Genomic DNA, 11,789 nt, shown 5'->3' with positions numbered 1-11,789 from the left:
TCTCTGACCTGCGGCTGCGTGTGGAATGTCGCGGGCATCTCATGGTCGCCTTCGAGGTGCATGTTCGCCCAGAGTCTGACGGAGGAACCGCATTGCGGCGGCGGCATCGGGATCCTCGGTGTATGGGCGCGACATGGCGTCTACCTGTTGCTCCGCATCTGATTGTGCGCGCTGGATGGTCTCCAACAACACCCGCGCAAGCTGGACTTCGCCGAGCCGGAGAGCCTGCGGCGTGAGCCGCAGATCGGCTACCTTGCCGTGCGCGTCTACAGTCACGCCCAGCTCGCCATTACGGGACCCGACTCGGACCGTTATCTGCGCGAGAGCCTGCCCTAAATCGTTATTCTTGCGCCGCCATCCGGCTACGGCTCGGCGCTGCTCTTCGTTCCATTGGTCCAAATATTCCACGATGCCTCCTGAAGGTCGGATCTTCGGGCGCGCTGGGTTACTCGCGGTAAAAGCCGACCTGGTAGTCACACGCGTCGTCTATCACGAACGGCTCGCTAATGTATCGAGCGAGCTCGCTTACCTGTGCGCGAGAGACATCGCAGCCATATATCTCGATACCTTCATCAATCTTCAGCAACAGCTTCAGTTCCGAAAGATCGATGCCGCGTAGCGGATACTCGTTGACCAGGAACCCGGACTGCCTATCGTAGGCTTCCAGATAGTTCATTGCGCTCCAATAGGGTTCGGTGACGACTGCTGTGATAAGTACCGCCCGCAGCGGCCTCGACTGCCTGCGCCCCTTGGCTCGATCTCAGAGATCTCACCGCCCGGGTACGCGACCGGGGTCGGGTGGCTTTGTTTGATTTCCTGTATTGGGATCGTACTCGCCCAGATGCTTACCGTTCTTGCTGTATTTCTCCACAGCGCCGTGCTGATAGTCCCATTCATAGAGATTGCCATCATTGTCTTGCCATCGCTGCCTGTACCGCGGTCCAACTTTCTTCACTGGCTGCGCTTTTGGAAATCCCGGCAGCCCACCCTTTGGTGGGGGGACATAGTTGTGGTTACCCCCGCCTGCGCTCGTGCTGGCGTTGAACTGGGTGGGGTTGGCCTCTAGAAGGGGCTGCAGTTCGGTAGCCACACCGATGACCGCTGCGCCCGCCGCGACGGTCACACCAGCGGCCAGGGCGGCGGCTGCGTCGAACGCGATGAGTACGGTGACGATGGCGGCGCCGGCGGAACTCCCTGCTGCTGCTGTCGTCCCGACGGCTCCTGTTCCGGCAGTGAAAATGCCGACCAGAACCCCGGCAATGATTCCGACACCGAGCGCGCCCGCGAGGATGGCGAGGATCTTCTGGTGCGCGTCTTCGATCTGCTGCGCCCAATCGTCACATGCGCTGCCGAGACTCTCGTATTTCGTAGCGACGGTCTCGACGCTTGTGAACACCAGGTCCATCTGAGCGAGTGCCTGCGGCAGTTCTTCTGAGGCGATCTCCTCCAGGTTCAGCCACGCCTGTCCGGTTCCATCGCTGGCACTGCGTAGCCCTTTAGCTGCGTCTCTCCACGCTTTTCCGATTCTCCTCAGCTTGTCGGGATTTCCGTTCGGCCAGGTGTGGCCCTGCAGCCAGCTGCTGACCAGTTCCCACCCGAACGGCGGGTCGGTGTCCCCGCCGAATGCACCCTTGAATATCGGTGGCGTCGTAGTTTCGAGGACCGGGGGCGATGGATCCGGTGGCTCCGGAGGCGTCTTGTTGAGCTTCTCGGTATTGACGTGATTGGCAGCGGTGAACGCAATCAGGTCATGGAGCTTGCCGAATGCGTTGACGAGATTCGTTCCGGCGGCCACGGCGTTGAATGCGGCCGGGTCATAACTGCTGGCCCAGGTGCGGCCCGCGCTGTCGCTGCCCGCACAGCCCCAATCTTTGTCCAGTGCCCCAGCGAGCGTTCGCATGACACCGTCGGCGTCGTTACGGGCCGCTTCGTACAGTGACGCTGCGCTGTACAGGACGCTTGGATCCATGGTGATGGGCGCCATCAGGGCCACATTCCCCGGTTGTGAGCAACATTGGCCAGGTATCGGTCCCGAGCGGAGCGGGCGGCGTTTTCGAGTTCCGTGAGCGCCGTCTTCATGTCATTCATCTCGCGGTGCCAGGTGTCATGTTTCGACCGGTGCGCCTCCGCCGCCTTGCCTTCCCATTCAATATGCAGCGCGGCGACTTCGCGCTCGACATCGGCGATACGTTGCTCGATCTGCTCGCCGATTCGTCGAGCCTTCTCGACTAGGGCCAGAATCCGGTCGGTGTCGGCAGTGTAAGCGGACATCACTGATTGCCCAGATTGAACTGAACGTACGTAAGGTCGCCGGCGTTGCTGGTATCCGTCTTCACGTACCTGTCAGCGGCCTGATGTATCAACGCCGCATCGTCGCTGAGAGCGGCAGCAACCTTCCGTGCCGAATCCACCCACTCGGTCCACAGCGCGGCGTGCGAATCGGCCGCCTCGCCGGTCCAATCGGCAGACATCAGGTCATCGGCTTCCTTGCGCAACGCCTCGACGTCGTCCCAGAACTCGTTCGCCCTTGCCGATATCCGGTCGGCCGCGGCATGCATCTGTTCGGGATTGCTATGCATTTTGCGACGCTACCACGGAGTCGAGGGAGAACAGCGAAAGCAATTTCGAAGCAGGAGTGAGCTTTTCGCAGTCGATGGAGAGATACCAGCGGATCTCGCCATCAGACTCCTCGCGCTCTCGCACTGACGATCTCATCCAGCTTGAGCTGGCCTCCGGCAGCCCGCTCGAGCGAGCTCCGCCGGACACTCTTACGGACGGGCCGGTGGACACGCCCTGCTGGGTGCGCAAGGTCTACCCACCAGCCCCCTCTAGCTCGCCACCGGTTGTCCGGCCTACTACCGGGTACTGCCCGCCCGTCATCACCGGCCGATCGGAGCGGCCCCGCGTGGAAGCAGTCGGAGGCAGGTAGATCCTTCCTACGCGAAACACTCCCCCCGACAGGGACACTGAATCCAGATGATCTCACCCCTTTCACGGGTTCAGGCTGAAACGATGCGCGACACATGTCACGATTGATCATCACGCGCCGATGAGGGGATCGGCGGCACGGAGGTCGGTTGCCAGGGCGTGGCATTTCTTGCCGGCGTCGTAGTAGGTCTGCCAGTCGATAACCAGTACACCCAAGTGTCTTACCCTGGGAGAACATCTTGTAGTTCGTGTCGTGGGCGGTGGTGTAGCGCGCATGGGCCGCCCTCGCCGCGTCGCTGACATCCTTCACACCTTCGACGAACTCCCGTGCCCCGGCGATCCATTGAGTGTGGGCATCGGCATACGCCTGGGCCGCAACCCCTTCCCACCCAGTACCGGCCAGGGTCGCGACCCGGTGATCGATCTCATCGAGATGCTCGCCGATGAACCCGGCCAGACCCGACAGACGAACCACGATCTCATCGAGATGATCCAGGTCGACCGAAAACCGAGCGTTCATGGCAGATCCAAACTCGAAGTGCTCAGGGCAGCGTTGCTTTCATCGCGTGCTTGATAGGTTTCCGCAGTGACGCCGAGCTTTTCCGCCATACCAGTCAGGGCGGTCATGATTCTGGCGCCGCCATCGCGGACCTCGGTCCAGCCCTCGGAGAATTCGTTGGCAGCGTCCCCGGACCAGCCGCCATCGGTCAGCGAAGCGACCTCTTGCGCGGTGGAGTCCAACGCCGCGCGCAGCGCCTCCGCCAACTCGTAGGCGTACTTGCCTACCTCGCGCACCTTCTCGGGCACCACCGCGGGGTTCTGGCCAGAGGCTGGTGTCCCCCATCACTCATGACGCGAATCCTGACCGACACGGGCTTGGGATACCGGTAGAGCGAGGTGGGAGATCTTGGTCGGATGGCGAGTACTGATTCCAATACATCGTGGCGCTCAACTCCGCCTTCTTCGACAGCGTCGAAGCGCAGAGCGATGTGGCACCAGGCCGCTGCCAGGTGAACCGGTTCAGCCCACGCTCTGGGCACGCCCCCGGCAACTATCAACTACGGAACGCCCTATCGACAGTGTTATGAATCGGACGTCTTCATCCTGTCCAATATTCTGGGCTGCCATTGGTAGAACCAACTGAACTTGTAGGACTCCCCATCGGGCGACGAGGTGGCGGCGTAGGTGAATCGACGGTCGGTCGTGCTGATCGGAACTTTGTCGACGAGTTGCTCGAAGCGCGGATCGATCCGAACCGGAAGCGTGGTCGGATCCGGTGTTACCACCGGAAAGCAGAGGCGCTCGATCCGGGGAGATTCCCAGCTGATGGTGGCGTAGATATCGAATGCTTTCTCGGTGAGTGAGAGAAAGTCATCGCTCGGGTCCGGGAGTCCGGCATCCCGGTGCAGCGACAGGATGGCGCGGGGTTCGAAGTAGTCGGCCGACAGTCCGGGGAAGTACACGTTCATCGTCTTGTCGTGGTAGTCGATACCGAGCAAGCCGACTTTGTCCTCCAAGCCGTGACGTGCGAACATGCGGGCATGGTCGGCGAGACCGGGCGGCATGGACGGTAGTTCGGCGAGCTCCGATACCTTCTGCATGCCATCGGCGGGAAAGAACGGCCAGATTTTCTTGAAGCCGCCGACTACACCGATGTCGATCCCGTAGCTGTGGATGGGGCACCGTTCCCGGACCTGGTCCAGCAGAGCGCCGACCGGATGATCGGTCTCGGAAATGAGTTCGTTGGAAAGGGCGATGTCGTAAGGGTCGATGTCGCTCGGCAGCGTCAAGAAGCGGTAGTCGAGGTCTCGCGAGCGGCGGGCCTCGGTGACCACTCGGAGGGAGATCACGGAACGCGTGAGCATCGCGCCGTACGCGGTCAGAGTGGGCCGGACAGCTTCTCGAGTGCAGGGCACGTTCCATAGCCGCGCGGATTCCTCGATGGCCGCGTAGAGATCTTCCAGCTCGGATTCGGTGGTGGTGAACACGCGTCCTTCCAGAGATCGGTGCTACGAGCAACATCACGCTTCCGCCAATTCCATTCAATCAGAATGCAACTCAGAGCCTGGTGCCATGTGTGGGAATGCAGGCACCGCATCCTTCCAGAGTCACGCGGTGGACGGACGGCCCCGCATGCCCGCCTGCGTCGTCAGCACTTCGGCGTGCGCGGAGTGCACAAAGGCAGCAGGTTCATGCGGGCCGGGGTTTCCGTGACGGGCGGCGGTGGGGGAACCGCCTCGGTGGTGAGCACAGGAGCTTGGGTCGGTTGCACAGCGCCGCCGGTGGGCGTCGAGCAGGAGGCGGCCAGTATCCAGATCGTGCCGATGACCAGCGCGATCAGAGCTACCGCGGCGATCTGTTGCGAGCGGTGGCCGCGGGGCTTCGATTTCTCGGAGGTGCGACCGGGGATCCGCGCGGACAGGGCGGTTATCTGCTCGCGAACCGGGACCCGTGGACGGCGCTCGAGCACAGCCGTCGGCGTGGGTCGGCGCAGTGGCTCGGGTGCGGGGGTGGGCGTTGACCACGATGCGGGCCGGCTCGGCGGAGGCGCCTGCACCGGACGTGGGCGCCGAGGCCGGTCGGCGGCGGGCTCGATCCACGACGACCAGTTGTCCGTGAAGGACGACGGTGCGGGCGCCGATCGCGCGTCAGGAGCGAATTCCTCATCGCCGGGCGGGAACTCGAAGTCGGTTGGTTCCATCGTGTTGGACTCGGCAGTGGCGGGCCGTGTCGACGGCCCGAATCCGGTGGTGAAACGTCCCGTCGCATCGGCGTACGGCTCGGCGAGTTCCTCCCGCGAGGGCTTCGCCGCGAGGCGGCCTTCGAACCGAGGCGGCTGCGCGTGCTCGTCCGAAAGCACATCGGAATCGAGCGGCGGCGCATCCGCAAGAGACGATGCGGACCGGTGATCGTCTTTCCGAGCGTACAGATCGGCATGAGTTGTCGGGTCCGACGGTGCGGGATGTGATTCGGGCTCCGGCGCGAGGTATTCCGGCGCGAAGGGATCCGTCTGGGCGGGTTGCGCCTGCGCAGCTACGGCGACAAGTGCCTGCGAGGAATGCGACTCTGACGCGGACACCTTCTGGCTGCCGCCTGGCACATCCGTGCACTCGAGCGACTGCCGAGCCGTCGACGACGCCCCTTGGGCTCGCTGTGCGCTGTCGGCACTGGGCCGCGTCGACGGCACGAACTCCGAGCCCTCGTGCTCCTCGACATCCCGGGCGGGGCGCTCCTGCGCGGCCACGGTTCCCGAGGCGTCGGCTTGCTCCAGCGCAGGCAGCGCGGACTGCGACGCAGGCGACTGATCTACCTCCGGGAACTGCTGATAAACCTCATCTGCCTCGTCACCGTTTTCGGTGGTTCGCGTCGCGCCGGATTCGCTGAGTAGCGCTGCATCCGGATCGAGGTCGTGCGGCTCGGGCGCGGCGTAAACCGGTGGCGCGTCCGAACCAGCCGACACGTCGTCGGTGCCGGAATCTTCGCTGGACGTCCCACCCCCGAGCTCGGGAGCCTTCCGCGTGACACTCTCCAGCGCCGCCAGCATCCCGGCCCGCAACTTCTGCTCCGGCGGGAACCCGTCCGCTGCCAAGTCGTCGACGGTGACCTGATCGCCCAGGTTCAAATCGGTGAGCAGGGCGTGCGTGCGTTCGGCGGTCCAGATGAGCTTGCGGCTCGCGGTGCGGTGGAACCACGCGCGCAGGTCGGCTTGCCCGGCTCCCAGCACCACCGCGCAACCACGCCTGCGTGACTCGATGTTCAGGGTGAGGTTCGAATCCTTGGGCGGCACCAGGACGATCAGTCCGTCAACGAAGGCGTCGGCGTTGTGCTTGCGCACCAGCGCCTTCAAGTTGAAGACGTTGTTCGTCACCTGGTCGAACGGGCTGCTGTCGTGGTCGCGCACGTGGATCGGGTCGCCCGCGTAGCCGGACAGCCGCCAGCGGCCGTTGGCCTGCACCGACAGGACACCGCTCGTCGCCTCGGGGACGGTGCCCTTGACCTCGACGACGACCGCGGCTCTGGGGGTGATCACGACCAGATCGGCTTCTTGCGTTTCGTCTCTGCGCTCGCGGTCGGGTAGGTAACACCCCGAGATCGCGAGTCCCACAATGACGTACTGGCCGGTCCAACTCCGCATCCAGTCGAGCACGCGCTGTTCGGATCGCGGCGCCGTCGTTCGTTCATTGATGACCAACATCGGCGGCCTCCATCGCCGTCCCACACCATCGACCGCCCAACGGTATGCGCCGGAATATCCAAGGCAAAATCGAAAGACACTGGAGCAGCAGGGTATTGGCAGCAGAAGGGCATGCGGAGTGCGGCGTGTGGGCAGCGCCACAGGGATTCCGCCTGGCGCAAAGCCGAGCGGTATCGCCTCAAACGATCCGCAGGAACGCAGCGTGTCCCACTGGGGCTAGGGCTACATCCGGGCGCGCACTCTCCCTTCGTGATGCCCGACGTTCCGTAGCCCTCGCAGACATCACCAACAGCTCCACGCCGACGTCTTCGGCAGACTATCGGCAGCTATTTCGGCAGATCGACGGCACATCCTTCGGCCGATCGACACCACATACTTCGGCAGTTCAACGCCGTATCCTTCGGCAGATCGACGCCTGGTAAGAGCACTCTCGCCGAACGTTGCTCGACCGAGCAGCCGAATGTCGTCAAGCGATACCTCGACGACCCACGCACTCGCTCCTCTGCCACTGCGGATCCAGTCGCCTTTCTCGATCATCCCGGCGGACCACACCGTCGACCTGACGAATCCGACAGAAGCAAGCCGGAACTTCGTCAACCCCGCAGTGCCGAAGCCAGAGCCGGATCCACCGAGAACGCTATGGCGATCAACGATTCGACCAGCAGGTCGATCAACTCGGCACGGGAGATGGGTTCGGAGCGCAGCCAGGTGAGCGTGGATTCCTCGACGAACGCGATCCACCCGCGCATGGCGAGCATGAGCCGGGGATGGTCGGAATCGGCGACCGGAACCGGCGTCTCGGCGAGGATGATGCCGATGATGGCGTCGCGGGTCTGATCGACCAGCGGGGCCAGCTCGGGGCTGACGCTGGTCGGACCACGCAACAGCGCGAGGTAGGACGTGCGGTTCTCGGTGACGTACTCGATGTAGCGCTCGATGGAGTCGCGCAGCATCTCGAACAGACCGAGCGAGCGGTCCGGGATTACGCGCTCGATCAGTTCGGCATTGGCGTGTCGCACGATCGCCAGCTGGAAGTCCTGCTTGGTCGGGAAGTAGTGGAACAGCAGGCCTCGGGAGATGCCTGCTTGGGCGGCGATCTCGCTGACGGAGATGTCGTCGATGGAACGCTCGCCGAGCATCTTGGCGCCCAGGGTGATCAGCTGCTCGCGGCGCTCGTCGGGACTGAGCCGCGTGCGCTTGGGGGCGTCCGACTGAGTTCTGGTCACCGACACATCCTACTGAACGGGAGTCAATACACTGTTGACTCGTGCTCAATAGCATCGTAGGCTTCGTTACATGAGTCGCAAGGTTACAGACAAAGCTGTCGCCGGCCGACCCACGCGCCACGCCAAGACGATCATCATCGGCAGCGGGTTCGCGGGTCTGGGTCTGGCCATCCGGCTGACCCAGGAGGGTCGCAACGACTTTCTCGTGCTGGAACGCGGCAGCGACGTCGGCGGCACCTGGCGCGACAACACCTACCCCGGTGCGGCTTGCGACGTCCCGTCGCATCTGTACTCGTATTCTTTCGCCCTGAACCCGGACTGGTCGCGGTCGTTCTCCCGGCAGGGCGAGATCCAGCGGTACATCCAGGACGTGTCCCAGCGCTACGACGTGCGCGACAAGCACATCTTCGACTGCGACGTGACCAGCGCCCGCTGGAACAACGAGACCGCGCTGTGGGAGATCGAGTCGAGCAAGGGCAGCTTCACCGCCGACACGGTGGTCTCGGCGGTCGGCGCGCTGTGCGAACCCGCGCTGCCGGACATCAAAGGCATCAACGAGTTCGAAGGCGAGATCTTCCACTCCGCCCGCTGGAACCACGACGCCGATCTCACCGGCAAACGGGTCGCCATCATCGGCACCGGCGCCTCGGCCATCCAGATCGTGCCCGCCATCGCCCCGAAGGTCGGCCACCTGGACGTCTACCAGCGCACCGCGCCGTGGCTGCTGCCGCGTCTGGACCGTCCGTACACGAAGGCCGAGCGACTCGCCTTCAAGCACGTGCCGGGCCTGCAGCGACTATCCCGCGCGGCGATCTACGCCGCGCGCGAGACCCAGGTCGTCGGTCTGGCCAAGGTTCCCGCCCTGATGCGGCTGTTCGAGGCGATCGCGAAGGCCAAACTTCGCTACGAGATCCGCGATCCGCAGTTGCGCGCCAAGGTCACGCCGAACTTCCGGATCGGCTGCAAGCGCATGCTGATCTCGAACGACTACTACCCCGCGCTGTCACGTCCCAACGTCGACGTGGTCACCGACGGCATCGCCGAGGTGCGCGCGAACTCGATCGTCACCGAGGACGGCACCGAACGCGAGATCGACGCACTGATCGTGGCGACCGGTTTCCACGTCACCGACTCGCCGGTCTACGACACGATCACCGGCCGCGACGGCCGCACGCTGTCGGAGGTGTTCGACGAGATCGGTCAGCAGGGCTACAAGGGCTCCTCGGTCGCAAACTTCCCCAATATGTTCTTCCTGCTCGGCCCGAACGTCGGCCTCGGGCACACCTCGATGGTGTACATGATCGAATCGCAGATCAACTACATCGCCGACGCACTGGCTACCGTCGACCGCCTCGACCTGCGTACCGTGGAAGTGCGCCGCGACGTGCAGGATGCCTACAACAAGGATCTGCAGGCGAAGCTGGCGGGCAGCGTCTGGCTGACCGGCGGGTGCTCGAGCTGGTACCTGGACAAGCACGGCAACAACACCACGCTGTGGCCGGACTTCACTTTCGAATTCCGTAGGCTGACCAGAACATTCGACGTGGCGGCGTACGACATCTCCATTTCCCGAACCGATGTGAAAGCAGTGGCATCGTGAGCAGTGACGCTTACTTCAAGAACAAGGTTTGTGTGATCACCGGAGCGGGCTCCGGGATCGGTCGTGCGCTGGCGGTGAATCTGGCCCGGCGCGGCGCCAAGCTGGCCCTGTCGGATATCGATGTCGAAGGCCTCGCCGAGACCACCCGCCGCTGCGAGCAGCTCGGCGCGCAGGTCAAGTCCGACCGGCTGAACGTGGTCGAACGCGAAGCGGTGATCCTGTACGCCGACGCGGTGAAAGCCCACTTCGGCACCGTGCACCAGGTCTACAACAACGCCGGCATCGCCCACCACGGCGAAATCATCCGCTCGGAGTACAAGGACTTCGAGCGCGTGATGGACGTCGATTTCTGGGGCGTCGTCAACGGCACCAAGGCGTTCCTGCCGATGGTGATCGAGTCCGGCGACGGCCACATCGTCAACGTGTCGAGCCTCTTCGGCCTGATCGCGATCCCCGGCCAGAGCGCCTACAACTCGGCGAAGTTCGCGGTGCGCGGCTTCACCGAGTCGCTGCGCCAGGAGATGCTCGTCGCGCGGCATCCGGTGCAGGTCACCTGCGTGCATCCCGGTGGTATCAAGACCGCGGTCGCGCGCAACGCCACCTACGCCGAAGGCATCGACAGCAAGTCGGCCGCCTCGATGTTCGACAAGAAGCTGGCCATCCACACCCCCGAGATGGCGGCGCAGACCATCACCGAGGGCGTGCGCAAGGGGCACGGCCGCGTGCTGATCGGCTGGGAGGCGAAGCTGCTGGATCTGTTCGTCCGGGTGACCGCGTCGGGGTACCAGCGGATCGCCGCCAACGTCGAGCGCCGCTTCCTGCCCTGAGCCCGAGATTCGAGAGACGACGATGCGGGACATCAACCTTCCGCTGCCCCTCGCGCGGGCGGTACTGAATCCGATTTTCCGAGTGACGCTGAACAAGCGGTTGCCCTTCGCCGTGCAGCGCAGGCTGCTCGACGTGAGTTCGCGGGCGCAGCTGCTGCCCGCGGACGCCGTCGTGCGGCCGCTGCGGCTGGGCGGCAGGCCCGCCGAGCGGATCGGCTTCGCGGACACCGCCGACGACGGCGCCGTCCTCTACCTGCACGGGGGCGGCTACGCGGTCGGTTCCCTGGCGACGCACCGCTCACTGGCGGCCCGGCTGGCGCGAGACACCGGTTACGCGGTCTATGTGCTGGACTACCGCCTCGCGCCGGAACACCCGTTCCCCGCGGCGCTGGACGACGCCGAGGCCGCCTTCCTCGAACTCGTGGCGAACGAAGGATTCCAGCCGGGCCGGATCGCCGTCTCCGGCGATTCGGCAGGCGGCGGTCTGTCGCTGGCGCTCGCGCAACGGCTGATCGCCCGGCACGGGCAGACCCCGGCCGCGCTCGGCTTGATCGCCCCCTGGGCCGATCCCAACGAGATCCCGCGGCGGGAACGCGATCTGGTGATCAACAAGCCCTGGTCGCGCGCCTGCGCGGCCGCTTACCTGGGCGGCGGTGACGCGGCAGACCCGGCGTACGCTCCGCTGACCGGCGAACTGCGCGGCCTACCGCCCACCTACGTGCAGGTGGACGTCAGCGAGCTGTTACACCACCAGTGCGTCGCACTGGTCGCTGCCCTGCGCGAGGCGGGTGTACACGTCCGCTTCACCGAGAGCAAGGGCTTGTGGCACGTCGCTCAGCTGCAGGCCGCGCTGGCCGCGCCCGCGGCCGCCGCGCTGCGCGAACTCGCCGAGTTCCTGCGCGAAGCCATTCAACCGGCGGACCTGCGCGAACTAGGATGAAACCCGAGCGGGTCCCCGGCCTGCGGTGATGTACGGAGGCGATTGGCGGTGGTCGACCTCACGACCCTCCCGC

Annotated in this window: 12 protein-coding genes and 1 pseudogene; 3 read left to right on the top strand and 10 right to left on the bottom strand. The window is 64.6% G+C overall.

What is annotated here, in order from left to right; all coding sequences use genetic code 11:
* Positions 1 to 39 precede the first annotated feature (39 nt).
* The 10 genes and pseudogenes from ACFU5M_RS26225 to ACFU5M_RS26180 all read right to left on the bottom strand — a co-directional run bounded on the left by ACFU5M_RS26225 (position 40) and on the right by ACFU5M_RS26180 (position 8,349).
* Entirely contained in the window at positions 40 to 408 is a 369-nt protein-coding gene (locus ACFU5M_RS26225; protein WP_379053441.1) for a YbaB/EbfC family nucleoid-associated protein, read from the bottom strand.
* A gap of 37 nt (positions 409 to 445) precedes the next feature.
* On the bottom strand, positions 446 to 676 hold the full coding sequence (locus tag ACFU5M_RS26220; RefSeq protein WP_379053440.1) for a hypothetical protein: 231 nt from the start codon (positions 674 to 676) through the stop codon (positions 446 to 448).
* 93 nt (positions 677 to 769) lie between these two features.
* Positions 770 to 1,984, bottom strand: a complete 1,215-nt coding sequence (locus tag ACFU5M_RS26215) for a colicin E3/pyocin S6 family cytotoxin (RefSeq protein WP_379053438.1) — start codon at positions 1,982 to 1,984, stop codon at positions 770 to 772.
* Entirely contained in the window at positions 1,984 to 2,271 is a 288-nt protein-coding gene (locus ACFU5M_RS26210; protein ID WP_379053437.1) for a WXG100 family type VII secretion target, read from the bottom strand. The genes ACFU5M_RS26215 and ACFU5M_RS26210 overlap by 1 nt, the downstream gene beginning before the upstream one ends.
* Positions 2,271 to 2,579: a WXG100 family type VII secretion target gene (locus ACFU5M_RS26205; RefSeq protein WP_379053435.1), complete on the bottom strand. Its 309-nt coding sequence runs from the start codon at positions 2,577 to 2,579 to the stop codon at positions 2,271 to 2,273. Before ACFU5M_RS26205 ends, ACFU5M_RS26210 begins: the two co-directional genes overlap by 1 nt.
* 617 nt (positions 2,580 to 3,196) lie before the next feature.
* Positions 3,197 to 3,448, bottom strand: a pseudogene (locus ACFU5M_RS26200) (WXG100 family type VII secretion target); the annotation flags it as partial.
* Positions 3,445 to 3,738 (bottom strand): WXG100 family type VII secretion target, encoded by a 294-nt coding sequence (locus tag ACFU5M_RS26195; RefSeq protein WP_379053433.1) that lies wholly within the window; start codon positions 3,736 to 3,738, stop codon positions 3,445 to 3,447. The pseudogene ACFU5M_RS26200 and the gene ACFU5M_RS26195, both read right to left, overlap by 4 nt.
* 272 nt (positions 3,739 to 4,010) lie before the next feature.
* Positions 4,011 to 4,916 (bottom strand): aromatic prenyltransferase, encoded by a 906-nt coding sequence (locus tag ACFU5M_RS26190; protein ID WP_379053431.1) that lies wholly within the window; start codon positions 4,914 to 4,916, stop codon positions 4,011 to 4,013.
* Positions 4,917 to 5,077: 161 nt separating this feature from the next.
* Positions 5,078 to 7,123, bottom strand: a complete 2,046-nt coding sequence (locus tag ACFU5M_RS26185; protein WP_379053429.1) for an NERD domain-containing protein — start codon at positions 7,121 to 7,123, stop codon at positions 5,078 to 5,080.
* A gap of 593 nt (positions 7,124 to 7,716) precedes the next feature.
* Complete coding sequence (locus ACFU5M_RS26180) at positions 7,717 to 8,349, bottom strand: TetR/AcrR family transcriptional regulator (RefSeq protein ID WP_379053427.1); 633 nt, start codon at positions 8,347 to 8,349, stop codon at positions 7,717 to 7,719.
* 70 nt (positions 8,350 to 8,419) lie between these two features.
* Here ACFU5M_RS26180 and ACFU5M_RS26175 point away from each other — a divergent pair, with 70 nt between their 5' ends.
* From ACFU5M_RS26175 to ACFU5M_RS26165, 3 genes are read left to right on the top strand one after another with little or no spacing between them, the layout of a single operon-like run.
* Complete coding sequence (locus tag ACFU5M_RS26175; protein ID WP_379053426.1) at positions 8,420 to 9,949, top strand: flavin-containing monooxygenase; 1,530 nt, start codon at positions 8,420 to 8,422, stop codon at positions 9,947 to 9,949.
* A complete protein-coding gene (locus ACFU5M_RS26170; RefSeq protein ID WP_379053423.1) occupies positions 9,946 to 10,776 on the top strand; it encodes an SDR family NAD(P)-dependent oxidoreductase in 831 nt (276 codons plus the stop codon). The genes ACFU5M_RS26175 and ACFU5M_RS26170 overlap by 4 nt, the downstream gene beginning before the upstream one ends.
* A 22-nt stretch (positions 10,777 to 10,798) precedes the next feature.
* Positions 10,799 to 11,716 carry an alpha/beta hydrolase gene (locus tag ACFU5M_RS26165; protein ID WP_379053421.1) on the top strand — a complete coding sequence of 306 codons (918 nt, stop codon included), beginning with the start codon at positions 10,799 to 10,801 and terminating at the stop codon, positions 11,714 to 11,716.
* Positions 11,717 to 11,789: the final 73 nt, after the last annotated feature.

It is taken from the genome of Nocardia sp. NPDC057455 (genome assembly GCF_042802775.1).
Lineage (GTDB): Bacteria > Actinomycetota > Actinomycetes > Mycobacteriales > Mycobacteriaceae > Nocardia.
Note: the sequence above shows the minus strand (reverse complement) of the source record. Positions and strands in the feature narration are given on the sequence as shown.

Excerpts from the sequence above, each read along its gene's own strand:
- ACFU5M_RS26175 (WP_379053426.1), top strand. The coding sequence starts at position 8,420 with ATGAGTCGCAAGGTTACAGACAAAGCTGTCGCCGGCCGACCCACGCGC.
- ACFU5M_RS26215 (WP_379053438.1), bottom strand. The coding sequence starts at position 1,984 with ATGGCGCCCATCACCATGGATCCAAGCGTCCTGTACAGCGCAGCGTCA.
- ACFU5M_RS26220 (WP_379053440.1), bottom strand. The coding sequence starts at position 676 with ATGAACTATCTGGAAGCCTACGATAGGCAGTCCGGGTTCCTGGTCAAC.
- ACFU5M_RS26165 (WP_379053421.1), top strand. The coding sequence starts at position 10,799 with ATGCGGGACATCAACCTTCCGCTGCCCCTCGCGCGGGCGGTACTGAAT.
- ACFU5M_RS26210 (WP_379053437.1), bottom strand. The coding sequence starts at position 2,271 with ATGTCCGCTTACACTGCCGACACCGACCGGATTCTGGCCCTAGTCGAG.
- ACFU5M_RS26185 (WP_379053429.1), bottom strand. The coding sequence starts at position 7,123 with ATGTTGGTCATCAATGAACGAACGACGGCGCCGCGATCCGAACAGCGC.
- ACFU5M_RS26205 (WP_379053435.1), bottom strand. The coding sequence starts at position 2,579 with ATGCATAGCAATCCCGAACAGATGCATGCCGCGGCCGACCGGATATCG.